Annotated in this window: 27 protein-coding genes; 21 read left to right on the top strand and 6 right to left on the bottom strand. The window is 57.5% G+C overall.

What is annotated here, in order from left to right; translation table 11 throughout:
- The gene (locus FFS28_RS12750; RefSeq protein ID WP_137849718.1) at window positions 1-345 is read left to right on the top strand and encodes a gamma-glutamylcyclotransferase family protein; all 345 of its coding nucleotides are present in this window, start codon (window positions 1-3) and stop codon (window positions 343-345) included.
- Window positions 346-510: 165 nt separating this feature from the next.
- Here the strand turns inward: FFS28_RS12750 and ppa are convergent, their stop codons facing one another.
- On the bottom strand, window positions 511-1,041 hold the full coding sequence (gene ppa, locus FFS28_RS12745) for an inorganic diphosphatase (RefSeq protein WP_042322557.1): 531 nt from the start codon (window positions 1,039-1,041) through the stop codon (window positions 511-513).
- A 308-nt stretch (window positions 1,042-1,349) separates the two neighbouring features.
- Between ppa and ytfQ the strand changes: the two genes are divergently transcribed.
- The 5 genes from ytfQ (at window position 1,350) to FFS28_RS12720 (ending at window position 7,597) form a co-directional block, all read left to right on the top strand.
- Window positions 1,350-2,306, top strand: a complete 957-nt coding sequence (ytfQ, locus tag FFS28_RS12740; RefSeq protein ID WP_006179039.1) for a galactofuranose ABC transporter substrate-binding protein YtfQ — start codon at window positions 1,350-1,352, stop codon at window positions 2,304-2,306.
- A 102-nt stretch (window positions 2,307-2,408) separates the two neighbouring features.
- On the top strand, window positions 2,409-3,911 hold the full coding sequence (ytfR, locus tag FFS28_RS12735; protein ID WP_006179041.1) for a galactofuranose ABC transporter, ATP-binding protein YtfR: 1,503 nt from the start codon (window positions 2,409-2,411) through the stop codon (window positions 3,909-3,911).
- A gap of 10 nt (window positions 3,912-3,921) precedes the next feature.
- Window positions 3,922-4,947 (top strand): galactofuranose ABC transporter, ATP-binding protein YtfT, encoded by a 1,026-nt coding sequence (gene ytfT, locus FFS28_RS12730; RefSeq protein WP_161975916.1) that lies wholly within the window; start codon window positions 3,922-3,924, stop codon window positions 4,945-4,947.
- Window positions 4,934-5,932, top strand: a complete 999-nt coding sequence (gene yjfF, locus FFS28_RS12725) for a galactofuranose ABC transporter, permease protein YjfF (RefSeq protein WP_042322562.1) — start codon at window positions 4,934-4,936, stop codon at window positions 5,930-5,932. The genes ytfT and yjfF overlap by 14 nt, the downstream gene beginning before the upstream one ends.
- Before the next feature lie 96 nt (window positions 5,933-6,028).
- The gene (locus FFS28_RS12720; RefSeq protein WP_137849717.1) at window positions 6,029-7,597 is read left to right on the top strand and encodes a methyl-accepting chemotaxis protein; all 1,569 of its coding nucleotides are present in this window, start codon (window positions 6,029-6,031) and stop codon (window positions 7,595-7,597) included.
- A gap of 34 nt (window positions 7,598-7,631) precedes the next feature.
- Here the strand turns inward: FFS28_RS12720 and FFS28_RS12715 are convergent, their stop codons facing one another.
- Together FFS28_RS12715 and fbp are read right to left on the bottom strand one after the other, a co-directional pair.
- Window positions 7,632-7,925, bottom strand: a complete 294-nt coding sequence (locus FFS28_RS12715) for a helix-turn-helix domain-containing protein (RefSeq protein WP_137849768.1) — start codon at window positions 7,923-7,925, stop codon at window positions 7,632-7,634.
- Window positions 7,926-8,075: 150 nt separating this feature from the next.
- Window positions 8,076-9,074, bottom strand: a complete 999-nt coding sequence (gene fbp / locus FFS28_RS12710) for a class 1 fructose-bisphosphatase (RefSeq protein ID WP_006179046.1) — start codon at window positions 9,072-9,074, stop codon at window positions 8,076-8,078.
- A 198-nt stretch (window positions 9,075-9,272) separates the two neighbouring features.
- On the opposite strand from fbp, the gene mpl reads away from it, so the two are divergent.
- Window positions 9,273-10,652 carry a UDP-N-acetylmuramate:L-alanyl-gamma-D-glutamyl-meso-diaminopimelate ligase gene (gene mpl / locus FFS28_RS12705; protein WP_006179047.1) on the top strand — a complete coding sequence of 460 codons (1,380 nt, stop codon included), beginning with the start codon at window positions 9,273-9,275 and terminating at the stop codon, window positions 10,650-10,652.
- A gap of 90 nt (window positions 10,653-10,742) precedes the next feature.
- On the opposite strand, the gene yjgA is transcribed toward mpl, so the two are convergent.
- Window positions 10,743-11,294 carry a ribosome biogenesis factor YjgA gene (gene yjgA, locus FFS28_RS12700; RefSeq protein WP_006179048.1) on the bottom strand — a complete coding sequence of 184 codons (552 nt, stop codon included), beginning with the start codon at window positions 11,292-11,294 and terminating at the stop codon, window positions 10,743-10,745.
- A gap of 95 nt (window positions 11,295-11,389) precedes the next feature.
- Here yjgA and pmbA point away from each other — a divergent pair, with 95 nt between their 5' ends.
- The 14 genes from pmbA (at window position 11,390) to FFS28_RS12630 (ending at window position 22,742) form a co-directional block, all read left to right on the top strand.
- The gene (gene pmbA, locus FFS28_RS12695) at window positions 11,390-12,742 is read left to right on the top strand and encodes a metalloprotease PmbA (protein ID WP_006179049.1); all 1,353 of its coding nucleotides are present in this window, start codon (window positions 11,390-11,392) and stop codon (window positions 12,740-12,742) included.
- A gap of 37 nt (window positions 12,743-12,779) precedes the next feature.
- On the top strand, window positions 12,780-13,166 hold the full coding sequence (gene cybC, locus FFS28_RS12690) for a cytochrome b562 (RefSeq protein ID WP_006179050.1): 387 nt from the start codon (window positions 12,780-12,782) through the stop codon (window positions 13,164-13,166).
- Window positions 13,167-13,482: 316 nt separating this feature from the next.
- The gene (locus FFS28_RS12685) at window positions 13,483-13,821 is read left to right on the top strand and encodes a glycine dehydrogenase (RefSeq protein ID WP_088208733.1); all 339 of its coding nucleotides are present in this window, start codon (window positions 13,483-13,485) and stop codon (window positions 13,819-13,821) included.
- A gap of 11 nt (window positions 13,822-13,832) precedes the next feature.
- Window positions 13,833-14,195 (top strand): SFCGS family glycine-rich protein, encoded by a 363-nt coding sequence (locus tag FFS28_RS12680; protein ID WP_006179053.1) that lies wholly within the window; start codon window positions 13,833-13,835, stop codon window positions 14,193-14,195.
- A gap of 2 nt (window positions 14,196-14,197) precedes the next feature.
- Window positions 14,198-14,497, top strand: coding sequence for a DUF4312 family protein (locus FFS28_RS12675; RefSeq protein ID WP_006179054.1), 300 nt, complete (start codon window positions 14,198-14,200; stop codon window positions 14,495-14,497).
- A 22-nt stretch (window positions 14,498-14,519) separates the two neighbouring features.
- Complete coding sequence (locus tag FFS28_RS12670) at window positions 14,520-15,296, top strand: DUF4311 domain-containing protein (protein ID WP_006179055.1); 777 nt, start codon at window positions 14,520-14,522, stop codon at window positions 15,294-15,296.
- Between the two features lie 13 nt (window positions 15,297-15,309).
- Window positions 15,310-15,951: a DUF4310 family protein gene (locus FFS28_RS12665; RefSeq protein ID WP_137849716.1), complete on the top strand. Its 642-nt coding sequence runs from the start codon at window positions 15,310-15,312 to the stop codon at window positions 15,949-15,951.
- A gap of 42 nt (window positions 15,952-15,993) precedes the next feature.
- Window positions 15,994-17,127 (top strand): amidohydrolase/deacetylase family metallohydrolase, encoded by a 1,134-nt coding sequence (locus FFS28_RS12660; protein WP_137849715.1) that lies wholly within the window; start codon window positions 15,994-15,996, stop codon window positions 17,125-17,127.
- A complete protein-coding gene (locus tag FFS28_RS12655) occupies window positions 17,111-18,229 on the top strand; it encodes a DgaE family pyridoxal phosphate-dependent ammonia lyase (RefSeq protein WP_137849714.1) in 1,119 nt (372 codons plus the stop codon). Before FFS28_RS12660 ends, FFS28_RS12655 begins: the two co-directional genes overlap by 17 nt.
- On the top strand, window positions 18,226-18,966 hold the full coding sequence (gene dagF / locus FFS28_RS12650) for a 2-dehydro-3-deoxy-phosphogluconate aldolase (RefSeq protein WP_137849713.1): 741 nt from the start codon (window positions 18,226-18,228) through the stop codon (window positions 18,964-18,966). The genes FFS28_RS12655 and dagF overlap by 4 nt, the downstream gene beginning before the upstream one ends.
- A 115-nt stretch (window positions 18,967-19,081) precedes the next feature.
- Window positions 19,082-20,218, top strand: a complete 1,137-nt coding sequence (locus tag FFS28_RS12645; RefSeq protein ID WP_137849712.1) for a lactonase family protein — start codon at window positions 19,082-19,084, stop codon at window positions 20,216-20,218.
- Window positions 20,219-20,237: 19 nt separating this feature from the next.
- On the top strand, window positions 20,238-22,148 hold the full coding sequence (locus FFS28_RS12640; protein WP_137849711.1) for a BglG family transcription antiterminator: 1,911 nt from the start codon (window positions 20,238-20,240) through the stop codon (window positions 22,146-22,148).
- Between the two features lie 77 nt (window positions 22,149-22,225).
- Window positions 22,226-22,468, top strand: a complete 243-nt coding sequence (locus tag FFS28_RS12635; protein ID WP_006179065.1) for a type II toxin-antitoxin system RelB/DinJ family antitoxin — start codon at window positions 22,226-22,228, stop codon at window positions 22,466-22,468.
- Window positions 22,458-22,742: a type II toxin-antitoxin system RelE family toxin gene (locus FFS28_RS12630; RefSeq protein ID WP_137849710.1), complete on the top strand. Its 285-nt coding sequence runs from the start codon at window positions 22,458-22,460 to the stop codon at window positions 22,740-22,742. The genes FFS28_RS12635 and FFS28_RS12630 overlap by 11 nt, the downstream gene beginning before the upstream one ends.
- 3 nt (window positions 22,743-22,745) lie before the next feature.
- On the opposite strand, the gene nrdG is transcribed toward FFS28_RS12630, so the two are convergent.
- Window positions 22,746-23,210, bottom strand: coding sequence for an anaerobic ribonucleoside-triphosphate reductase-activating protein (gene nrdG / locus FFS28_RS12625; protein WP_137849709.1), 465 nt, complete (start codon window positions 23,208-23,210; stop codon window positions 22,746-22,748).
- A 140-nt stretch (window positions 23,211-23,350) separates the two neighbouring features.
- Complete coding sequence (gene nrdD / locus FFS28_RS12620) at window positions 23,351-25,489, bottom strand: anaerobic ribonucleoside-triphosphate reductase (protein WP_058609558.1); 2,139 nt, start codon at window positions 25,487-25,489, stop codon at window positions 23,351-23,353.
- Window positions 25,490-25,708 lie beyond the last annotated feature (219 nt).

Below are 25,708 nucleotides of genomic sequence, written 5' to 3'. Positions count from 1 at the left end.
ATGCGAATATTTGTTTACGGCAGTTTACGCACCAAGCAAGGCAACAGTCACTGGATGACCAACGCCCTGCTGCTGGGAAATTACAATATCGAGAACTACCAGTTGTACAGTCTGGGCCACTATCCAGGCGCGGTTCCGGGAAACGGAACGGTACAGGGTGAGATTTATCGTATTGATAATGCCACGTTAGCCGAACTTGATGCCTTGCGCACCAGGGGCGGTGAATACGCTCGCCAGTTGATCCAGACGCCGTACGGGAGTGCATGGATGTACGTGTACCAACGTTCGGTCGAAGGGTTAACGCTGATTGAAAGCGGTAACTGGTTAGACAGAGACCAGTACTGAGAAAAACAACGCCACCGCAAGGTGGCGTTGTTTTTTGCGCCTTTTGCCGGATGACCCGGCCTGCATGTTCATTTCAGGACCGTGCAAGCGTAGCGCCGCCGGGCGACACTCTCCAGCCATAAAAAAGCCCCGGCTCGCGGGGCTTTCAGCAATCGGCAGTAAGAATTACTTCTTAGCCGCACGCTCGAAGGACGCAACGATTTCTGCTTTAGCCGCTTCAGCGTTGTCCCAACCGTCAACTTTAACCCATTTGCCTTTTTCGAGGTCTTTGTAGTGCTCGAAGAAGTGAGTGATCTGCGCTTTCAGCAGCTCTGGCAGGTCGTTCACATCTTTAATGTGATCGTACTCTTTGCTCAGCTTGGTATGCGGGACCGCAACCAGTTTGGCATCTTCGCCCGCTTCGTCGGTCATTTTCAGCACGCCAACTGGACGGCAGCGAATGACTGCGCCTGGCTGCAGTGGGTATGGCGTTGGGACCAGCACGTCAACCGGGTCGCCGTCCAGGGACAGGGTGTGGTTGATGTAACCGTAGTTGCACGGATAGAACATCGCGGTAGACATGAAACGGTCTACGAACAGGGCACCGGTGTCTTTGTCGATTTCGTATTTGATAGGATCTGCGTTGGCCGGGATTTCGATAACAACGTAGATGTCTTCTGGCAGTTCTTTACCCGCAGGGACGTTGAGTAAGCTCATGTCTGTGTCCTTTAAAATGGATGGTAAACAAGTGGCAGGTATTATAGCCAACTGGCGCTGAATGTCTCCGCCTGTTTTCGCCTTCTCTGCCCCGCAAGCCCACTTTTCAGACCCTTTCCATGACAGGAAAATCCATAAACTCAGCCGCATTTTAAATGCCGAAATGAAAGCGATTACAAAGTTGTGATTAACGTTTTATTCACTTTTCTGAAGTGTGATGTAACGCAATCCGTTACATCTCGCATTGGCTATAGTTTTTTCGCAGAACATCTTTTAACCAACAATAAACACCCTACGAGGACGTTCATATGTGGAAGCGCTTACTTCTTGTCACAGCAGTTTCGGCAGCCATGTCGTCTATGGCGATGGCTGCACCCTTAACCGTAGGATTTTCGCAGGTCGGCTCTGAATCCGGCTGGCGCGCCGCGGAGACCAGCGTGGCGAAAAGCGAGGCCGAAAAACGCGGTATCACGCTGAAAATTGCCGACGGCCAGCAAAAACAAGAGAACCAAATCAAAGCGGTACGCTCCTTCATCGCTCAGGGCGTAGATGCCATCTTCATTGCCCCGGTGGTCGCGACAGGCTGGGAGCCGGTACTGAAAGAAGCGAAAGACGCTGAAATTCCGGTCTTCCTGCTCGATCGTTCCATCGATGTAAAAGACAAATCTCTCTATATGACCACCGTGACGGCTGACAACGTGCTGGAAGGCAAATTGATCGGCGACTGGCTGGTGAAGCAGGTTGACGGCAAACCCTGCAACGTCGTTGAGCTGCAGGGCACCGTCGGCGCAAGCGTGGCCATCGACCGTAAGAAAGGCTTTGCCGAGGCCATCGCTAAGGCGCCAAACATTAAGATTATCCGTTCCCAGTCCGGCGACTTTACCCGCAGCAAAGGTAAAGAGGTGATGGAGAGCTTTATCAAGGCGGAAAACAACGGCAAAAACATCTGCATGGTTTACGCCCATAACGATGACATGGTGATCGGTGCGATCCAGGCGATTAAAGAAGCGGGCCTCAAGCCGGGCAAAGATATTCTCACTGGCTCTATCGACGGCGTGCCGGATATCTATAAAGCGATGATGGATGGCGAAGCGAACGCCAGCGTCGAGCTGACCCCTAACATGGCCGGCCCGGCATTCGACGCGCTGGAGAAATTCAAAAAAGACGGCACTAAGCCTGAACAGCTGACCATTACTAAATCGACGCTCTACCTGCCGGACACGGCGAAAGAAGAGTTAGAGAAGAAGAAAAATATGGGTTACTAAGCCAGTAAAATTGCCGGGTGGCGCTGCGCTAACCCGGCCTACGCTACGCTTTTTTGTTGGCCGGATAAGCGTAGCGCCATCCGGCTTGATGCAGGGGGAACCATGACCACCGAACACCATCAGGAAATCCTCCGCACAGAGGGCTTAAGCAAATTCTTTCCCGGCGTAAAAGCGCTGGATAACGTCGATTTCAGCCTGCGTCGCGGCGAAATCATGGCGTTGCTCGGCGAAAACGGCGCGGGAAAATCCACCCTGATTAAGGCGCTGACCGGCGTCTATCACGCCGATCGCGGCACCCTCTGGCTGGAGGGCAACGTCATTTCGCCGAAAAATACCGCCCATGCCCAACAGCTGGGGATTGGCACGGTGTATCAGGAAGTGAACCTGCTGCCGAATATGTCGGTGGCGGACAACCTGTTTATTGGCCGGGAACCCAGGCGCTTCGGCCTGCTGCGCCGTAAAGAGATGGAAGCGCGGGCCACGGCGCTGATGGCGTCTTATGGCTTCTCGCTCGACGTTCGCGAACCGCTGAACCGTTTTTCCGTGGCGATGCAGCAGATCGTGGCTATTTGCCGCGCCATCGATCTGTCGGCAAAAGTGCTGATCCTCGATGAGCCGACCGCCAGTCTCGACACCCAGGAAGTGGAAATGTTGTTCACCCTGATGCGCCAGCTGCGCGATCGGGGGGTGAGCCTGATCTTCGTCACCCACTTCCTCGATCAGGTGTATGACGTCAGCGATCGCATTACCGTTCTGCGTAACGGCAGCTTTGTCGGCTGCCGCGAAACCCGCGAGCTGCCGCAGATTGAGCTGGTCAAAATGATGCTGGGCCGCGAACTGGAGACCAACGCGCTGCAGCGTGCGGGCCGTACGCTTCTCAGCGATAAACCGGTCGCTGCGTTTAGCGGTTTCGGCAAAAAAGGGGTGATTGCGCCGTTCGATCTGCAGGTACGCCCCGGCGAGATCGTCGGTCTGGCGGGGCTGTTAGGATCGGGCCGCACCGAAACCGCCGAGGTGATCTTCGGGATCAAGCCTGCCGACAGCGGCAGCGCGCTGATCAAAGGCAAACCGCAAACCCTGCGATCGCCGCATCAGGCGTCGTGTCTGGGCGTCGGTTTCTGCCCGGAAGACCGCAAAACGGACGGCATTATTGCCGCCGCCTCGGTGCGCGAAAACATCATTCTCGCCCTGCAGGCGCAGCGCGGCTGGCTCAGGCCGATCCCGCGTAGAGAGCAAAACGCCATTGCTGAACGCTTTATCCGCCAGCTCGGCATCCGCACCCCGAGCGCGGAGCAGCCCATTGAATTTCTCTCGGGCGGTAACCAGCAGAAGGTGCTGCTGTCACGCTGGCTGCTGACCAAACCGCAGTTCCTGATCCTCGACGAGCCGACGCGCGGTATCGACGTGGGCGCGCACGCCGAAATTATCCGGCTGATTGAAACGCTCTGCGCCGACGGGCTGGCGCTGCTGGTGATTTCGTCTGAGCTGGAGGAGCTGGTGGGCTATGCCGATCGGGTCATTATCATGCGCGATCGCAAGCAGGTCGCTGAGATCCCGCTGGATAAGCTCTCCGTTCCGGCAATCATGAACGCCATTGCGGCATAAGGAGTTAATCGTGATGTCCCGTTCACTTTCGCACACCGGCGAGACAAAGCGCCGCTTCACCTGGCCAACCGGCACGCCGCAAATCATCGCGCTGCTGCTGGTTCTGCTGGTGGACAGCCTGGTTGCGCCGCATTTCTTCCAGATAATCGTGCAGGATGGCCGCCTGTTTGGCAGCCCGATTGATATTTTAAACCGCGCCGCCCCGGTGGCGCTGCTGGCGATTGGCATGACGCTGGTGATTGCCACCGGCGGGATCGACCTCTCCGTGGGGGCCGTGATGGCCATTGCCGGCGCGACGGCCGCGTCGATGACCGTTGCCGGCCACGGCCTGCCGATGGTGCTGCTTGCCGCGCTGGGTGCTGGGGTACTGGCCGGGCTGTGGAACGGCATTCTGGTCGCCGTGCTGAAAATACAGCCGTTTGTTGCCACCCTGATTTTAATGGTTGCCGGACGCGGCGTGGCGCAGCTGATTACCTCCGGGCAGATTGTCACCTTTGACTCGCCGAGCCTGGCGTGGATCGGCAGCGGCAATTTTCTCTACTTCCCGATGCCGGTGATTATTGCCCTGGTGACGCTGATCGTGTTCTGGCTCTTTACCCGCAAAACGGCGCTCGGCATGTTCATTGAAGCCGTGGGAATCAACATTCGCGCGGCGAAAAACGCCGGGGTGAATACGCGGCTGATGGTGATGCTGACCTACGTGCTAAGCGGTGTGTGTGCCGCCATTGCCGGGGTGATCGTCGCGGCGGATATTCGCGGAGCCGATGCCAACAACGCCGGGCTATGGCTGGAGCTGGATGCGATCCTCGCGGTCGTTATCGGCGGCGGTTCGCTGATGGGCGGGCGTTTTAACCTGCTGCTCTCGGTAACGGGCGCGCTGATTATTCAGGGGATGAATACCGGGATCCTGCTCTCCGGTTTCCAGCCTGAGCTAAACCAGGTGGTGAAAGCGGTGGTCGTGCTTTGCGTGCTGATCGTTCAGTCGCCGCGCTTCGTCAGCATCATTAAGGGGATCCGGGGCCATGATAAAACGTAATTTACCGTTGATGATTACGCTGGGCGTGTTTGTGCTGGGCTATCTCTACTGCCTGACGCAATTCCCCGGCTTCGCCTCCACGCGGGTGATCTGCAATATCCTGACCGATAACGCCTTTTTAGGCATTATTGCCGTCGGAATGACCTTTGTGATCCTCTCCGGCGGGATCGATCTCTCCGTTGGCTCGGTGATCGCCTTTACCGGCGTGTTCCTCGCCAAAGCGATTGGCTTCTGGGGGATCTCACCGCTGCTGGCTTTCCCGCTGGTGCTGGTGATGGGCTGCGCGTTCGGCGCGTTTATGGGGCTGCTGATCGACGCGCTCAAAATCCCGGCGTTCATCATTACTCTCGCCGGGATGTTCTTCCTGCGCGGCGTAAGCTATCTGGTGTCGGAGGAGTCGATTCCGATTAACCATCCTGTTTACGACACGCTCTCCAGCCTGGCGTGGAAAATTCCCGGCGGCGGGCGGCTGAGCGCGATGGGGCTGCTGATGCTGGGCGTGGTGGTGATTGGGATCTTCCTTGCGCACCGTACCCGCTTTGGTAATCAGGTGTATGCCATTGGCGGTAGCGCCACCTCGGCGAACCTGATGGGGATCTCCACGCGCAGCACGACGATCCGCATTTACATGCTCTCTACCGGGCTGGCGACGCTGGCCGGGATCGTATTCTCGATTTATACCCAGGCAGGCTACGCGCTGGCGGGGGTGGGGGTAGAACTGGATGCGATCGCATCGGTGGTGATTGGCGGTACGCTGCTCAGCGGCGGCGTGGGCACGGTGCTCGGCACGCTGTTTGGCGTGGCGATCCAGGGGCTGATTCAAACCTATATCAACTTTGACGGCACGCTAAGCTCATGGTGGACGAAGATTGCCATCGGCATTCTGCTGTTTATCTTTATCGCCCTGCAGCGCGGCCTGACGGTACTTTGGGAGAACCGCCAAAGCTCGCCGGTAACACGCGTAAACGTGTCGACAACAAAGTGATAACACACTGAATTTGCTTAAAGACTAAACATTTTCCGGTAGCGGCCGATACCCTTATTTTATGCCCAGAAATATCTCGCTACCGGAAATAATATCATGCTTAAAACGCTATCGATTCGTACCGGCTTGCTTTCTTTACTGGCCGTTATGACCCTTCTGCTGCTGATTGTCAGCGGCATTGGCATTTATGCCCTAACACAGAGCTCTTCTTCACTCCAGCGCATCAACCACCTTCAGGGTGAACAGATGGTGCAGCTTAATTCGGGTTACACGCTGATCCTGCGCGCGCGCAATGAAGCGGGCCAGGCCGTACGCATGATGGAAATCGGCATGCTCGACGACGCGGCAAACGCGGTGAAGAACATTCAACAGGAAGTCATCCAGGCCCAGAAAACGCTGAAAGCCGTTATTGATGGCGGCGTGGCGGATACGCAGGGGCAACAACTGCTGGACAAGGTCGCGGCGAGCCTTGCGGCCTATAATCAGCAGGGGATCAACCCGATGCTGAAAGCCCTGAACGACCAGAGCGCGGATGGCTACTACGATCTGCTGGAGAACGCCCTGGTGCCGGTGGCGAAGCGGTTTGATAACGATATGCAGGCGTTTCAGGCGTGGAGCGACGCGCGGGGCAAAGCCGAAGTGAACGCCGTGCAGGCGAGTAAAACCCGGGTGATGATCCTGATCGTGGTGGCGGCGCTGCTGACGGCGGGCATTATCGTGCTGGCCTGGCTGGTTCTGCGCCATATGCTGCTTAAGCCGCTGTCGGCCTCTATTGCTCAACTGGAGCATGTGGCGGCGGGCGACCTGACGCATGTGCTCAACGCCCCGGCAAGCCAGGAGTTTAACCGCTTAAATGCGGCCATCGAGGAGATGCGCCAGTCGTTGATGGGCTCGGTGCTGCGCGTGCGCGATGCCAGTTCGCAGATCGATACCGGCAGCCGCGAGCTTACGGCGGGCAACATCAACCTCGCCCAGCGCACGGAATCGACCGCCACGTCGCTGGAGCAGACGGCGGCCAGCATGGAGGAGATTACCGCGACGGTGAAACTCAACGCAGACAATGCGGAACAGGCGCACCAGCTGGCGAAAACTGTCTCCGACACCGCCGATCACGGCAGTGAAATGGTCTGCTATGTGATTGAGAAGATGCGTGACATCTCCGGCAGCTCGGCGCGTATTGCTGACATCCTGAGCGTGATCGACGGCATCGCGTTCCAGACCAACATTCTGGCGCTAAACGCCTCCGTTGAGGCGGCGCGTGCGGGCGAGCAGGGGCGGGGGTTTGCGGTGGTCGCGGGCGAAGTGCGAAATCTGGCCAGCCGAAGCGCCGATGCCGCTAAAGAGATCCGCGCGCTTATCAGCGATTCGCAAACCCACGTGAATGAAGGGAGCGAGTTGGCGCAGCAGGCGGGGGAAACGATGGATGAGATCGCCACCGAAGTGCTGCGTATGACCAAACTGATGCGTGAAATCGCGACAGCGTCTCATGAACAGAGTCGCGGTATTGAGCAGGTCAATATTGCGGTCAATCAGATGGACGAAACCGCGCAGCAAAATGCGGCGCTGGTCCAGCAATCCTCTGCTGCGACGCGCTCGCTGGAAGAACAGTCGCGCGAATTATTGGCTGCGATGGCGTCCTTTAAGCTGACGGCACAAACGGCCTGAAAACAGACCTCCACCCTGGCGCTTGCGCCAGGGTTTATATTGTCGCTGAATTAATCGCGCCAATATTATCGTGAATGCCGCCCATTAATATTTCCAGCGTGGTGGTTAACGCCAGCGCTTTTTCGGTGGGTTCAAGATACAGCCCTTTACGAATAAAGAGCGGCTCACTAAAGAGCTGCGTGAAACGCTTTAACGCCAGGCTCACCGCCGGGCGCGACATCGCCAGACGTACAGACGCCTTCGCCAGGCTTTTACAGCGAACCACCTCAATAAAGACAGGAATAAGATTTAAATCGATGCCGGTACAGGCTCGGGAATAGTTTTTCATCACCGGTATGCTCCAGGGAATATTTCATAAACTGTTATGAAAATAATGCAGGAGCGAGGATGCGGATTAAAGCGCCATTTTTATATTCATTTATACGGTTAACGATATAAATAAAAAGGGGAGCCAGAGCAGCTCCCCCTATTGCGTGCGTTATGCGTCCGGGTATTCGCGGATCATCCGCTCAACGTCTTCAACCATATGGTTGTTGCCGACGAAGAACGAGCGGCGCTGGTGCAGGCTTTCCGGCACGATGTCCAGAATGCGTTGCTTACCGTCGCTCGCCTTGCCGCCCGCCTGCTCGGCCAGGAACGCCATCGGGTTGCATTCGTACAGCAGGCGCAGTTTGCCGTCGGGGTGGCTGGCGGTGCTTGGGTAGAGATAGATCCCGCCCTTCAGCAGGTTGCGGTGGAAGTCCGCGACCAGAGAGCCGATATAACGTGAGGTATACGGGCGCTGGGTGGCTTTATCTTCTTCCTGGCAGAACTTGATGTACTTTTTCACGCCGTTCGGGAACTTGATGTAGTTGCCTTCGTTGATGGAGTAGGTGCTGCCTTTCTCCGGGAAGCGCATACGCTCCTGACACAGGCAGAACACGCCCAGTGACGGATCGTAGGTGAACGCATGAACGCCACAGCCGGTGGTGTACACCAGCATGGTTGAGGAGCCATACACCACGTAACCCGCGGCCACCTGCTGGCTGCCCGGTTGCAGGAAGTCTTCTTCCGTTACCGGCGTGCCAACAGGCGTGACGCGGCGGTAAATGGAGAAAATGGTACCCACAGAGACGTTAACGTCGATGTTAGAGGAGCCATCGAGCGGGTCCATCAGAACAACGTATTTTGCGTGCTCGCATCCTTCGAAAACGACGATTTCATCTTCTTCTTCGGAGGCGATACCCGCAACGATGTCGCGCGCGCGCAGTGCAGCTTTCAGTTTTTCATTTGCGAACAGGTCAAGTTTCTGCTGAACCTCGCCCTGAACGTTCTCGGCACCGCTGGCACCCAGGATATCGACCAGACCGGCCTTGTTGATATCGCGGTGGATGATCTTAGCGCCCAGCTTTATTGCCGACAGCAAAGCAGTCAGTTCACCCGTAGCATGAGAGAACTCGTGCTGCTTTTCGACAATAAATTCACCTAACGTTTTCATAACACTTTCCCTGCATCTTATGTGAGTAGAGCGATCGTATGTTCACTAAAACGACTAAAGCCCAACAATCTTAACAAATATTCAAATAGTAGCGCAGAGGTGAATCGCGCCAGCAAAATACGGATTTACCTGAAATGCGTTTCACACCCGCTGACATGTGAGTAAAATGTGCGCCACATTGAAGAAGGATAGTGACGTATGCGCATTCATATTTTGGGGATTTGTGGCACTTTCATGGGCGGCCTGGCATTGCTGGCGCGCGCGCAGGGCCACGAAGTGACGGGTTCGGACGCCAATGTGTATCCGCCGATGAGCACGCTTCTGGAGAAAGAGGGGATCTCCCTTATTCAGGGATATGATGCCAGTCAGTTAGAGCCGCAGCCGGATCTCGTCATCATTGGCAATGCCATGACCCGGGGTAATCCGTGTGTTGAAGCGGTGCTGGAACGCAATATACCGTTCATGTCTGGCCCGCAGTGGCTGCATGATTTTGTGCTGCGCGACCGCTGGGTCGTCGCCGTGGCCGGGACGCACGGTAAAACCACCACCGCCGGGATGGCGACCTGGATCCTCGAAGCCTGCGGCTACAAGCCGGGCTTCGTGATTGGCGGCGTGCCGGGGAACTTCGACGTCTCTGCGCGCCTGGGCGACAGCCCGTTCTTTGTCATTGAAGCCGATGAGTATGACTGCGCGTTCTTTGATAAACGCTCCAAGTTCGTGCACTACTGCCCGCGCACGCTGATCCTCAACAACCTTGAATTCGACCACGCCGATATTTTCGACGACCTGAAAGCCATTCAGAAGCAGTTCCACCACCTGGTACGCATCGTGCCGGGGCAGGGCCGTATCATCCTGCCGGAGAACGACATTAACCTGAAACAGACGATGGCGATGGGCTGCTGGAGCGAGCAGGAGCTGGTGGGCGAGCAGGGCCACTGGCAGGCGAAAAAACGTAACGCTGATGCCTCCGAGTGGGATGTGCTGCTCGACGGCGAAAAAGTGGGTGAAGTGAAGTGGGGCCTGGTCGGTGAGCACAACATGCACAACGGCCTGATGGCGATTGCCGCGGCGCGTCACGTCGGCGTTGTGCCTGCGGATGCGGCGAAGGCGCTGGGCACGTTTATCAACGCCCGCCGTCGTCTGGAGCTGCGCGGTGAAGCGCATGGCGTGACGGTATACGATGACTTCGCGCATCACCCAACCGCCATTCTGGCGACACTGGCAGCCCTGCGCGGCAAGGTCGGCGGTACCGCGCGCATTCTGGCGGTGCTGGAACCGCGCTCTAACACCATGAAGATGGGGATCTGCAAAGACGATCTCGCGCCGTCGTTAGGCCGCGCCGATGAGGTCTTCCTGTTGCAGCCGCAGCATATTCCGTGGCAGGTCGCGGAAGTGGCCGACGCCTGCATTCAGCCTGCGCACTGGAGCGCGGACGTAGATGTGCTGGCGGATATGGTGGTGAAAGCGGCACAGCCGGGCGATCACATTCTGGTGATGAGCAACGGCGGTTTCGGTGGGATCCATCAGAAGCTGCTCGATGGTTTGGCTAAGAAAGCGGAAGCGGCCATCGACGCGTAAAAAAAGCCCGGTGGCGCTTGCGCTTACCGGGCCTACGTTTCTTCTCTTCTCCCTCTCCCTTTGGGAGAGGGCCGGGGTGAGGGGAACAGATTACTCTTCGTTCTCGGCCAGCTCGCGCAGATACTGGAAAATCAGGCGCGCGGACTTCGGCGGCTTATTCCCTTCTTTCTCTTTCTTCGCGTTGCGGATCAACGAACGCAGCTGCTGGCGGTCGGCATCCGGCCACAGGTTCAGCACTTCGGCTACCGCGTCATCGCCCTGTTCAATCAGACGGTCGCGGATTTGCTCCAGCTTATGGAACAACGCAACCTGCTGGTTATGACGGTTCTTGAGCTTATCCAGCGCCTGACGAATAGGATCGACATCGCGCTGACGCAGCATTTTACCAATCAGCTGAAGCTGGCGGCGACGGCCCTCTTTTTTGATTTTCTGTGCCAGTTCAATGGCGTCACGCAGATCCTGGTCGAGCGGGATCTTATCCAGCGCGTTTTTACCCAGTTCTACCAGTTCCGCGCCAAGCTGTTTTAACTCTTCGGCGTCACGTTTAATTTCACTTTTACTGACCCAGATGATCTCATCATCTTCGTCTTCGATGTCATCACCGGGAACGTCGTCGAGCCAGTCTTCGGGCTGCTTAGTCATGTCAGGCTCCTTAAAAAAAGAGGCTAATGTTACCAGTTAAGACGCGCACTGAAAAACGGTTCTCTGTTAGACTTCAATTAACTCTCTCTTACAGTATGGCATTTGCGATGAAAGTAACCTCACAAGTTGAAGCGCAGCGTAAGATTCTGGAAGAAGCCGTCTCCACCGCGTTGACGCTCGCTTCAGGTAAATCAGATGGCGCCGAAGTGGCGGTCAGCAAAACCACCGGCATCAGCGTGAGCACCCGCTATGGCGAAGTGGAGAATGTAGAATTCAACAGCGACGGCGCATTGGGAATCACGGTCTATCACCAGAATCGCAAAGGCAGCGCGTCATCCACCGATCTCAGCCCGGATGCCATCGCCCGTACGGTGCAGGCGGCGCTGGATATCGCGCGCTACACCTCGCCGGATCCTTACGCGGGCGTGGCGGATAAAGAGCTGCTGGCGTTCGACGCCCCGGACCTCGATCTTTTCCACCCGGCCGACGTTACCCCTGATGAGGCGATCGAGATGGCCGCGCGCGCCGAGCAGGCCTCCCTGCAGGCCGATAAGCGCATTACCAATACCGAAGGCGGCAGCTTTAACAGCCACTACGGTATTAAAGTTTTTGGCAACAGCCACGGCATGCTGCAGGGCTACTGCTCGACCCGTCACTCGCTCTCCAGCTGCGTGATTGCAGAAGAAAACGGCGATATGGAGCGGGATTACGCCTACACGATTGGCCGCGCACTGGGCGATTTGCAGTCGCCTGAGTGGGTAGGGGCCGAGTGCGCCCAGCGCACGTTGTCGCGTCTGTCTCCTCGTAAGCTCTCCACCATGAAAGCCCCGGTCATTTTTGCCAATGAAGTGGCGACCGGCCTGTTTGGTCATCTGGTGGGCGCGATTGCCGGCGGCTCGGTTTACCGTAAATCCACTTTCCTGCTCGACTCGCTGGGCAAGCAGATCCTGCCGGAGTGGCTGACCATTGAAGAGCATCCGCACCTGCTGAAAGGGTTGGCCTCTACGCCGTTCGACAGCGAAGGCGTGCGCACCGAGCGTCGCGACATTATTAAAGACGGTGTTCTGACCCAGTGGTTGCTCACCAACTACTCCGCGCGCAAGCTGGGGCTGAAAAGCACCGGTCACGCGGGCGGCATCCATAACTGGCGCATCGCCGGACAGGGCCTGAACTTTGAGCAGATGCTGAAAGAGATGGGCACCGGTCTGGTGGTCACCGAGTTGATGGGCCAGGGCGTCAGCGGCATTACCGGCGACTATTCGCGCGGTGCGGCGGGCTTCTGGGTCGAAAACGGTGAAATTCAGTATCCGGTGAGCGAAATTACCATCGCCGGCAACCTGAAGGAGATGTGGCGCAACATCGTTACGGTCGGTAACGATATTGAAACACGTAGCAATATTCAGTGTGGTTCAGTGCTTCTGCCCGAGATGAAAATTGCGGGCCAATAGATGTCGCCTGAGTAAATAATAAAAAAGGAAGTGAGCAATGCGTAAACACCTGTTAGCAATCGTCGCCGCGTCAACGCTGGTTCTTGGTTCTTCTGCGTTTGCCGCCGATCTTGAAGACAACATGGACATCCTCAGCCAAAACCTGAAGGTCGTGCAGAAAACGGACAATGCGTCTGAGATGAAAGACGCACTGACCAACATGCGTGAAGCGGCACTGGATGCCCAAAAAGCCACACCGCCTAAGCTGGAAAATAAAGCCCCTGACAGCCCCGAAATGAAGGACTTCCGCCACGGGTTTGACGTGCTGGTGGGCCAGATTGACGGCGCGCTGAAGCTGGCGAACGAAGGCAAAGTGAAGGAAGCCAAAGCGGCAGCCGATGGGTTTGTGGCGACACGCAACACGTACCACAAGAAATACCGTTAACCGATCGCGCATCCGACAGACAAGCAGCGGGGGCCAATGGCCCCCGTTTTTTATGCGCGGTGATAAGTAAACCCTATCACCATCACATTTTTGCCTCACCGCCCCTGAACGTTTTCGTTTCCTCTGCCCGCATTTGACCGCCTGAATACGTGATATTCATCACGTAAATACAGCGGTTTATTCAGATTCACCGCATTTATGTGGCACAGATCACTGCCGCTGCTCGCCTTTCCACTTCGAAGTGGAAAACAACTCGCTACAAACAATTCCTCCCCGGCGTTAGTTTGGTTCCAGAGCCATTAACGGGGTAAGACCAGTGATTAACGGAGCGGTAATGAACGACGTTGGGGAACAGGCGGTGCAAACAGAGCAGCTCGCCAACACCATGCTGCAGCAGGTCTACGCCCTGCTGGCCCGGCACGACATCATCCCGAATGCAGTACAGGAGCAGATGCTGACCTCCCACGTCCGCGCGATGGCGCACCGGTCCGTGACCGGCGAGCCGCTGCCGGAGGTTGAAGCGGAGCTGTTCGACGAAATTTCACCCGATTCAATGCGGCTTGCCCGTGAAGTGGTAGCGCAGTTTGGCAATCTTCCTGATGAAGAAGCCTGGCTGCTCTCCGTTCACTTTGAAGTCGCGAAAGACAACCTTTAAGGAGAAATACCATGGAACAAATTACCGTTGTGATTGGCGACCGCCTGGGCAAAGGACAGAAAGTGGCTGCGGGTGTGGAAAAAGCGGGTGGCCGCGCGGTTGTCGTGCCAGGCATGGCAGCGGACATGAAGCTGGGTGACGTGATGAAGGCGGAAAACGCGACCTTCGGCATCTCCTTCTGCGGCAGCGGCGGCGCGGGGGCTATCACCGCACAAACCAAATATGGCTACAAAGCGAAATACGGCATGCGTTCCGTGGACGAGGGCGTGACCGCCATTAACGAAGGCTGCAACGTGCTGGGCTTTGGCTTTATGGATAAAGAAGAGCTGGGCGAGCGTCTGGTCCAGGCGTGGCAGAAGAAGCACGGCGCGTAAGCATGAAAGAACAGTTCACGACAACGGTGAGAGTGAAGGGCAAAGGCGACGCTAAGGCGCGCGCCTTTGCCGATGCGCTCAACCAGGTTCAGGCCGCGGTGATGAAAGCCTCACCGCATATCTTACTGCGTATTGAGCCACAGGATGTGCAGGTCGTTCAGGCGCAAGAAGCGGTGCGTAAAGAAGCCTTTCTGTTCTTCTTTCTGCGCCGGGAAAGACGCACCTACAGCGTGGAGCTGGATGTGACCGTCAACGTGACCGCCATCAACCTTGACCAGGTGGATTTCGTCACGCAACGCTGATTATTGATAAAAGGGCAGACTGATGTTCTTAATTATTTTAATAAAATCGCTCATCATTGGCGGCCTGGTTGGCGTCGGTGTTGGCGCCGGGGCTGCACGCATGTTTCATGCGCCTACCACTCAGGGTATGGGCGCGTTTCGTACGTTGGGGGAACTGAACTCCTGTGAAGGGGATCCGGCTTCTCACTTCTCCTTTGGATTAGGTTTCTTCTTTAACGCCTGGGCCTCTTCGGTGGCAGCAGGTGCCTTCACACAGGACGTTGACCACCGCATCATCCCTAACTGGGGTGCCGCGGCGCTGATGATCAAAAACCGTAACGTCGGCGAAACGCTGCACGACCCACGCAAAATGGCGATTGCCTGCGGCGTGATCGGCATGCTCGTCGTGACCTTCCTTAACCTTACCGCCTCTTCCGTTCCCGCCGCGCTTCAGGTCACCGCCGTGAAGGTGCTGGTCCCTGCGGCCAACCTGCTGGTGAATACCGTGATGCCGGTGATCTTCTGGCTGGCGGCTATTGATGCGGGTAAAAAATCCGGCTTCTGGGCTACCGTGTTTGGCGGCGCGGCGCAGCTGATCATGGGTAACGCCGTACCGGGTCTGGTGCTGGGTATCCTGATTGGTAAAGGCGTTGAAGAGAGCGGCTGGAACCACGTCACTAAAGTGATGATGGCGGCTATCGTTCTGCTGTTCGTACTGAGCGGCTTCTTCCGCGGCTTCGACATGAAGATGATCGAATCCTTCCATCTGACCGTGCCGAACTGGCTCGACATGATCCACAACTCGCTCAGCGGTAAATAACAGGAGCCTCGATATGGAACAGAATAAAGGTTTTTGGTATGCCGACTGGTCGTTCCCGATCTTCGTTGGCCTGCTCTCCTCCGGCGTGTTCGCCGGGACACACATGTACTACCTGTACGGCATCGGCGCGTTTAACGAAGTAGCCTTCGTGGCGATGCTGAAAGCGGGAATGGACACCGGCGTGTACGGCGCGGTCGCCGCGTTTGGCGCCAGCTTCCTGTTCGCGCGCATTATTGAAGGGTCGCTGGTCGGTATTCTGGATATCGGCGGGGCGATCCAGACCGGCGTAGGCCTTGGTGTACCGGCGCTGCTGCTGGGCGCGGGAATTATGTTCCCGGTGACCAACTTTATTGCCGCGCTGATAACCGGTCTGGTGATTGGCCTGGCGATTGGCTACATCATCATTCTGGCGCGTAAGTTCACCATCAACCAGAGCAACTCCACCTACGGCGCAGACGTGATGATGGGCGCGGGTAACGCCTCTGGCCGCTTCCTCGGACCCTTGATCATCCTCAGCGCCATGACCGCCTCCATTCCGATTGGCGTGGGTTCACTGCTGGGCGCACTGCTGTTTTACATCTGGCAGAAGCCGATTACCGGCGGCGCCATCCTCGGTGCGATGCTGTTGGGCTGGCTGTTCCCGGTCGCCCTTTAATACCTGCGGGCGCTGATGCGCCCGCCTTATCAGGAGATCCCTATGTTTGATTTACTCCTGCGCCGTGCGCGCCTTACCGACGATACCCTGACCGATATCGCCATTCAGGACGGGAAAATCGCGGCGCTGGGCGAAATTGACGCTCCCGCACGTAAAACGGTCGAGCTGAACGGCGATGTGTTTGTCAGCGCCGGCTGGATCGATTCTCACGTTCACTGCTACCCGAACTCCCCGATTTACCACGACGAGCCGGACAGCGTCGGCATTGCCACCGGCGTCACCTCCGTGGTAGACGCGGGCAGTACCGGGGCCGACGACGTTGACGATTTCTACGAGATTACCCGCAAGGCCTCAACCGAGGTCTTTGCCCTACTGAACATCTCTCGCGTTGGGCTGATCGCCCAAAATGAACTCGCCAATATGGCGAATATCGACGCCGAGGCGGTGAAGCAGGCGGTAGCGCGCTACCCTGATTTTATCGTTGGTCTGAAAGCGCGCATGAGCAGCAGCGTGGTGGGTGAAAACGGCATTACGCCACTGGTGCGCGCGAAAGCCATTCAGAAAGAGAACGGCGATCTGCCGCTGATGGTACACATCGGCAACAACCCGCCGAACCTCGATGAAATTGCCGAGCTGCTGAGCAGCGGCGACATCATTACTCACTGCTACAACGGCAAGCCGAACCGCATTCTGACGCCCTCCGGCGAGCTGCGCGCGTCCATCACCGCCGCCCTGAAGCGCGGCGTGCGACTCGACGTCGGCCACGGCACGGCGAGCTTTAGCTTTGAAGTGGCGAAACGCGCCATCGCGATGGGCATTCTGCCGCACACCATCAGCTCGGATATCTACTGCCGCAACCGCATCAACGGCCCGGTAGGCTCACTGGCGAGCGTGATGTCGAAATTCCTCGCCATCGGCATGTCGCTGCCGCAGGTGATCGCCTGCGTGACCGCCAATGCGGCCGACGGCCTGCGCCTGACGCACAAAGGGCGGATTGAGCCGGGTCTCGACGCCGATCTGACGCTCTTCACCCTTAAACGCCAGCCAACGCTGCTGGTGGATGCTGAAAACGACAGCCTGCAGGCTGAACACATTCTGGTGCCGCTTGCCGCCATCCGCGCGGGCAAGGGCTACATGACCGAACAAGGGAGCACGGAACATGCCTTCGATTTATGAGAAGTACAATTTAAAGCAGGTTATCAACACCTCTGGCCGCATGACGGCGCTGGGTGTCTCCACGCCGCGCCCGGAAGTGGTGCAGGCGGCAATGGACGGCATGAACCACTACTTCGAGATGAAAGATCTGGTCAACAAAACCGGGGAGTACATCGCGAAGCTGCTGGACGTGGAAGGCGCGACGGTGGTTTCCTGCGCCTCGGCGGGTATTGCGCAATCCGTGGCGGCGGTCCTGGTCAAAGACAGCGACTGGCTGCTGGAAAACCTGCACGTCACCCCGATTGAGAACAACGAAATCGTCCTGCCGAAAGGGCACAACGTCAACTTTGGCGCGCCGGTTGGCACCATGGTGGCGCTGGGCGGCGGCAAGCTGGTGGAGGCTGGCTACGCGAACGAATGCTCTGCCGATCAGCTGGCGGCGGCGATCACCCCGCGCACTGCGGCGATCCTCTACATCAAATCACACCACTGCGTGCAAAAAAGCATGCTCAGCGTCGAGCAGGCGGCGGTTGTCGCCCGTAAGCACGATCTGCCGCTGATCGTTGATGCCGCAGCGGAAGAAGATCTGCACGCTTACTATCGCTCCGGCGCGGACCTGGTGATCTACAGCGGCGCGAAAGCCATTGAAGGCCCGACCAGCGGCCTGGTGATCGGCAAAACCCAGTACGTCGAGTGGGTGAAACGTCAGACGGCGGGCATTGGCCGCGCCATGAAGGTGGGCAAGGAGGGGATCCTCGGCCTGACCTGCGCCATCGAACACTACCTGACGGCGACCAAAGAGAGCGGGGCGGAGATGGCGGCGAAGATGACGCCGTTTATCGATGCGCTTAACACCCTGAACGGCGTCACGGCGCGCGTGGTCTGGGACAGCGCCGGTCGCGATATCGCCCGCACCGAGATTAAGTTTGACGAAGCCACCACCGGCGTTGGTACCGGTGACCTGGTGAATAAGCTCAAACAGGGTGAATACGCCATCTACTTCCGTGGTTACAAGGCCAACGAAGGGATTATCGAGGCGGACGTGCGCAGCGTGAATGCTGACCAGCTGAATATTGTGTACCGCCGCATTAGCGAAGTATTAGGACAGGAGAAAAACGCATGAAACTGACCCCCAATTTTTACCGTGACCGCGTGTGCCTCAACGTGCTGGCAGGCTCCAAAGCCAACGCCAGCGCCATCTACGAGGCGGCGGAAGGCCACGTGCTGGTGGGCGTGCTCTCCAAAAATTATCCGGACGTAGACAGCGCGGTCGCCGACATGCGCGAGTACGCCGCGCTTATCGATAACGCGCTTTCCGTGGGGCTGGGCGCGGGCGATCCGAACCAGTCTGCAATGGTGAGCGAAATCTCCCGTCAGGTGCAGCCGCAGCACGTTAATCAGGTCTTTACCGGCGTCGCCGCCAGCCGTGCGCTGCTGGGGCAGAGCGAGTCCGTGGTGAACGGCCTGGTCTCGCCAACCGGCACCGTCGGCATGGTCAAGATCTCCACCGGCCCGCTGAGCAGCGCGGCACCGGATGGGATCGTCCCGGTCGAAACCGCCATTGCCCTGCTGAAAGATTTCGGCGGCAGCTCCATCAAATACTTCCCGATGGGGGGGCTGAAGTGCCGCGATGAGTACACCGCGGTGGCGCAAGCCTGCGCCCGTCACGACTTCTGGCTCGAGCCAACCGGTGGTATCGATCTGGAAAACTTTGAAGAGATCCTGCAGATTGCTCTGGACGCGGGCGTGAGCAAGATCATACCGCATATTTACAGTTCTATTATCGATAAAGCCAGCGGCGATACGCGCCCGGAAGATGTGCGCACGCTGCTGGAGATGACGAAGAAGCTGGTTAAGTAGTCTCTCTCCCTCACCCTAACCCTCTCCCAAAGGGAGAGGGAACTTTTCCCCCCTCTCCCTTTGGGAGAGGGCCGGGGTGAGGGGAAACACACCGCACAAAACCAAAGGAGCCACCATGCACACCCGCAACCTGCTCGTCGCTTCACTCTCGTTACTCGCTACCACCGCCATCGCCCAGACGCAGTACGCCTGGGTGGGAACCTACAACCCGAACGGTGAAGGGCTGTACCGCTTTACCCTCGACCCACAAACCGGTGCGCTCGCGAACAAAACGCTGGTGAGCAAGCTGCCGAACGCCGCGCAGCTGACCGTCTCACACGACGGTAAAACGCTGTATCTGGCAAGCGAGGTGGAGCAGGGCGTAGTGCAGGCGCTGCGCATCGGTGAGAACGGCGAGCTGAGCGAGTTAAATCAGGTGACCTCCGGCGGTGCGGGGCCGGTCTATCTCTCCCTGACGCCGAACGGTCAGCATCTGCTGGTGGCGAATTACGTGAGCGGCTCAATCGCTGTTTTACCGGTTAAGGTGGACGGCAGCCTGGGTGAGGCCACGGATACCCATCAGGATCGCGGGGAACCGGGAGCGGCCAAACCCGAGGCGGCAGCGGAAGGCAGCTTCGCGATGAGCGATCATAACGGCCCGCATGCGCACATGATCGCCGCCGATCTGAGCGGGAAGTACGTGTTTTCTACCGATCTGGGGCTGGATCGGATCTATCAGTATCGCTTTGACGAACGATCCGGAAAACTTACCCCGAACGATCCGCCGTTCATCAGCGCCTCTTCAAAAGGTGCCGGGCCACGACACTTCGTCTTCACGCCGAAGGGCGATGCCCTGTGGCTGATTAACGAAGAAGCTTCGACGCTGACCCATTATACGCTGGACAACGCAGGCCGATTGAAAGAGGGCAAAACGGTCTCCGCCCTGCCCGCGGGGTATAAAGGCACCAGCTTTGCCGCCGGGCTGGCGCTGAGCGCGGACGGCAAGCAGCTGTATGTGGCTAATCGTTTGCATAACAGCATCGGGCACTTTACCGTAACAGCGGACGGCACGCTGACGCACCGGGACGACGTCTGGACGCGGGGCGATTACCCGCGCACCCTGACGCTCGATAAACAAGGGCGCTGGCTGTACGTAATGAACCAGCGCAGCGACAACATTACCCGCTTTCGCGTGGCGCAGGACGGCAAGCTGAGCGCAGAGCCAGACTATACGCCGGTCGGCAGTCCATCCCAGATGGTCATTTCACCCTAAGCAGTAAGAGGACAACGACGTGCGATTTCCGAACCAACGTTTAGCGCAACTTTTCGATCTGTTGCAAAACGAGACGCTGCCGCAGGACGAGCTGGCGCAGCGGCTGTCGGTCTCCACGCGAACCGTCCGTGCTGATATCACCGCCCTGAACGCGCTGCTGGCGAGCCACGGGGCGCAGTTTATTCTGAGCCGTGGCAATGGCTATCAGCTGAAAATTGACGACGCCGCGCGTTATCAGCAGCTGCAGGCTTCTCACCCGCGCGCGCTGCGCATACCGCGAACCGGGCCGGAGCGCGTGCACTATCTGGTGGTGCGTTTTCTGACGTCAGCGTTTTCAATCAAGCTGGAAGATTTGGCCGATGAGTGGTTTATCAGCCGCGCCACGCTGCAAAGCGACATGGTGGAGGTGCGTGAGCTTTTCCAGCGCTATAACCTGATGCTGGAGACCCGTCCACGCCACGGCATGAAGCTGTTTGGCAGCGAGATGTCGACGCGCGCGTGCCTGACCGACCTGCTGTGGGAGCTGGCGCAGCAGGACAGCCTGAACCCGCTGGTCACCGACGTGGCGCTCAACGCTGGCGTGCCGGAGCAGATGGTCACGGTGCTGCACGACGCGCTGACCCGCCACCATATCCGCCTGACCGATGAAGGCGAGCTGTTCCTGCGCCTGTACTGTGCGGTCTCGGTGCGTCGCATCAGCGAAGGTTATCCGCTGCCGGAGTTCCACGCGGAGGATGTCGAGGAGAACGTGCGCGAGGCGGCAAAAGATATTGCGGTGACCATCCAGCAGCTCGCGGGCAAGCCGCTTTCCCCTTCCGAGGAGAACTGGCTGTGCGTCCACATTGCGGCGCGGCAGATTCAGGAGATCGCGCCGAGCGCGATCAACGCCGATGATGACGAAGCCCTGGTCAACTATATCCTGCGCTATATCAACACCCACTATAACTACAATCTGCTGAGCGACGAGCAGCTGCATGCAGACCTGCTCACGCACATCAAAACCATGATCACCCGCGTGCGCTATCAGATAATGATCCCTAACCCGTTGCTGGATAACATCAAGCAGCACTACCCGATGGCCTGGGACATGACGCTGGCGGCGGTGTCGAGCTGGGGCAAATACACCCCGTATGTGATCAGCGAAAACGAAATAGGCTTCCTGGTGCTGCATATCGGCGTCGGGCTGGAGCGTCACTACAATATTGGCTACCAGCGCCAGCCGCGCGTGCTTCTGGTGTGCGACGCCGGTAACGCGATGGTACGAATGATTGAGGCGGTGCTGCAGCGCAAATACCCGCAGATTGAGGTCACGCGCACGCTGACGTTGCGCGAGTACGAGCTGGCCGACGCTATCAGCGAAGACTTCGTGATCTCCACCGCCCGCGTGAGTGAAAAGTCCAAACCGGTGGTGATGATCGCGCCGTTCCCGACGGACTACCAGCTGGAGCAAATCGGCAAGCTGGTGCTGGTGGACCGCACCCGTCCGTGGATGCTGGATAAATACTTCGACGCGGCCCATTTTCGCATTCTTGATACGCCGATTGACCAGCAAACGCTGTTCCGGGAGCTGTGTGACCAGCTTGAAAGCGAAGGCTTCGTTGGTGCGGAATTTCTGGATTCGGTTGTTGAGCGTGAAGCCATCGTCAGCACCATGCTCGGTGACGGTATCGCGCTGCCGCACTCCCTGGGACTGCTGGCGCAGAAAACGGTGGTCTATACGGTGCTGGCCCCGCAGGGCATCCCGTGGGGCGATGAAACCGCACACGTCATCTTCCTGCTCGCCATCAGCAAGCGCGAGTATGAAGAGGCAATGGCGATCTACGACATTTTCGTCACCTTCCTGCGCGAGCGCGCCATGACGCGACTCTGCGGCTGCGGGAGCTTTGAGGCGTTTAAGGCGGTAGCGATGGAGAGTTTGAGCCGGTTTTGAGAGGCGCTATCCAGAATTCGATGTAATGCGAATGTAATGCTAAACTGCATTACACATTGCTCATTACCGGAGGCATAATGGCCACGCTGAACGTCCGTCTGGATGACAAACTTAAAAACGAGGCTTATGCCGTGCTGGAAAAACTCAATATCACCCCCACTGAAGCGGTGCGGCTACTGTTTCAGTACGTTGCAGAGACCGGACGCATGCCGGTGAAAACCGTCACCATAAGCGACGGTGAAGAGGCGCTTATTCAGACAGTCCGGGAGCGACTGGCTAATCCACAAAAGGGAATTAAGGTTAGTCTGGATGACTTATGAACTGGAATTCGACCCGAGGGCATTAAAGGAGTGGCATAAACTGGGCGATACCGTGAAAGCCCAGTTTAAGAAGAAGTTAGCCAGCGTACTGGTGAATCCCCGGAATGAATCTGCCCGCCTGCATGACCTGCCTGACTGCTACAAGATAAAGCTAAAATCCTCTGGCTACCGCCTGGTTTATCAGGTGCGGGACGCGGTGGTTATTGTTTTTGTCATTTCCATTGGTAAGCGAGAGAAATCCGCTGCGTATCAGGCCGCAAGCAAACGGCTTTAGCGCTCAGCGCAAATGGTGCACAACCTGATTGCTGCTGCCGCGCCAGATCAGTGCCGGATCTTTCAGGTCCTGCACAAACTTGCCGTCGACCAGCACGTTGATCAGGTCCACCACTTCCCTCTGTTGAGCATCCAGCTCATCCAGCTTATAGCCGGTCCAGACCCAGATATCTTTTCCGACGCACTCGCGGCGAATACGTTTCACCAGCTTCAGGATCTCCGGGACGTTCTGCGGATGGAGCGGATCGCCACCAGAGAGTGAAATACCCTGACGGGAAATGCGCGTGTCGTTCAGATCGGCGATGATCCGATCCGCCATCTCATCGGTGAACGGCAGACCGGAATTCAGACGCCAGGTGCTTTTGTTGTAGCAGCCAGGGCATTCGTGAACGCAGCCTGCCACAAAAAGCGTGCAGCGTGTGCCGGGGCCGTTGACGATATCGACGGGATAATACTGATGATAATTCATAGGTTTAACCTGATGCCCTCACCCCGGCCCTCTCCCACAGGGAGAGGGAGAAAACCGGCGGCAGGCATAACAATGTGCTCAATCTATTCCCTCTCCCTTGAGGGAGAGGGGTAGGGTGAGGGGGGAACCCGGCGAAGAACTTAACCGATCTGCCCATTCCCCAAATGCTTCACGCGGCGCTTCACTTCTTCCTGCTTACCGGCGTTGAACGGACGCGCGTCCGGGCTGCCGAGATAGCCGCACACGCGGCGGGTAACGGAGACGCGGGCCGCATCGTGGTTACCGCATTTCGGGCAGGTGAAGCCTTTGCTGGTACACTCAAACTCACCGGTGAAGCCGCACTCGTAGCACTCGTCGATTGGCGTGTTAGTGCCGTAATACGGAACGTGCTGATAGCTGTAATCCCATACGTCTTCCAGCGCCTTCAGGTTGTGCTGGATGTTCGGGTACTCGCCGTAGCAGATGAAGCCGCCGCTGGCGATAGGCGGGTAGGCCGCTTCAAAGTCGATCTTGTCGTACGGGTTCACCTTTTTCTCAACGTCCAGGTGGAAGCTGTTGGTGTAGTAGCCTTTGTCGGTTACACCTTCCACGATGCCGAACTCGGCGGCGTCCAGACGGCAGAAGCGGTCGCACAGGTTTTCGCTTGGCGTGCTGTACAGGCTAAAGCCGTAGCCGGTTTCGTCTTTCCACTGGTCAACGGCATCGCGCAGACGCTGAACAATCGCAACGCCTTTCTCACGCAGCGCTTCGCTGTCGTAAACGTGTTTGTCACCAAACAGCGCGTTAATGGTTTCGTGAATACCGATGTAACCGAGAGAAATCGATGCGCGACCGTTTTTGAAGATCTCGGATACGTCATCGTCCGCCTTCAGACGCACGCCGCAGGCCCCTTCCATATAAAGGATGGGCGCCACGCGGGCTTTCACCCCTTCAAGACGCGCGATGCGGGTCATCAGCGCCTTGCGGGCCAGTTGCAGACGTTCGTCCAGCAGCGTCCAAAACGCCGCTTCGTTACCTTTAGCCTCCAGCGCGATGCGCGGCAGGTTAAGGCTGATCACGCCCAGGTTGTTGCGCCCGTCGTGGATCTGCTCGCCGTTTTCGTCTTCATACACGCCGAGGAAGCTGCGGCAGCCCATTGGCGTTTTGAACGAGCCGGTAACCTTAACCACCTGGTCATAGTTGAGGATGTCCGGGTACATGCGCTTGCTCGCGCACTCCAGCGCCAGCTGTTTGATATCGTAGTTGGGATCGCCAAACTTGTGGTTCAGGCCGTCGCGGATGGCGAACACCAGCTTCGGGAACACCGCGGTTTTGCGGTTTTTGCCCAGACCAGAGATGCGGTTACGCAGAATCGACTGCTGGATCAGACGCGACTCCCAGCTGGTGCCGAGGCCAAAACCGAAGGTAACGAACGGCGTCTGGCCGTTGGCGGTATGCAGCGTGTTGACTTCATATTCCAGAGACTGGAACGCGTCGTAGCACTCTTTTTCGGTGCGGGAGCGGGCGTAGCCGTCAGCGTCCGGGATCTGCCACTCTTCCGCCGTTTTACGGTGCTTATTGAAGCTCTCGGTCACAAACGGTGCCAGCACTTCATCGATGCGGTTGATGGTAGTGCCACCGTAAATATGGCTCGCCACCTGGGCGATGATCTGCGCCGTGACCGCCGTCGCGGTGGAGATCGATTTTGGCGGCTCAATCTCGGCGTTCCCCATCTTAAAGCCCTGGGTCAGCATGCCTTTCAGGTCGATCAGCATGCAGTTGAACATCGGGAAGAACGGTGAATAGTCGAGATCGTGGTAGTGGATCTCGCCGCGCTCGTGCGCGGAGACCACGTCACGCGGCAACAGGTGCTGGCGGGCGTAGTGTTTGGCGACAATACCGGCCAGCAGGTCGCGCTGGGTGGGGATCACTTTACTGTCTTTATTGGCATTTTCATTGAGCAGCGAGGAGTTGGTCTGCTCCACCAGGCCACGAATTTCTTGGTTCAGGCGACCGCGTTTCTCACGCTGGACGTCACGATCGTGACGGTACTCGATGTAGGCACGCGCCAGCTGCTTGTACGGCCCGGACATCAGCTGGTTTTCAACCGCGGTCTGGATCTCGTTGATGTCCACCTGGCTGCGTTCATTCATCTGGCTGCTAACGATTTCTGCGACGGTGGCGCAGTAATCTGCGTCATCGACTCCCGCTGCTTTAGCTGCACGAAGAATGGCTTCTTTGATGCGCTCTGATTTAAACGGCACTTTACAGCCATCACGCTTCATCACATGCGGTGTCATGATCACTCCATTTTAAAAACAGGTTATCCACAAAGGCGGGGAAGTATTCACCGGATGGATTATCAACCGGGGCAGTCACTTCCCTCGTTCCCGACACTTGTTATCCACAATTCCGGCCAGCGTCGATGCCGTCTTGTTGTTGGAATAGTAGACGATAAATACAAGATGTTGGGTCGGGCTGCATTTTAATGGCTATATATAGTGATTTGCATCAAACAT

This window comes from Enterobacter sp. 2VL, from assembly GCF_005503595.1.
In the GTDB taxonomy this organism is placed as follows: Bacteria; Pseudomonadota; Gammaproteobacteria; order Enterobacterales; family Enterobacteriaceae; genus Enterobacter; species Enterobacter cancerogenus.
Note: the sequence above shows the minus strand (reverse complement) of the source record. Positions and strands in the feature narration are given on the sequence as shown.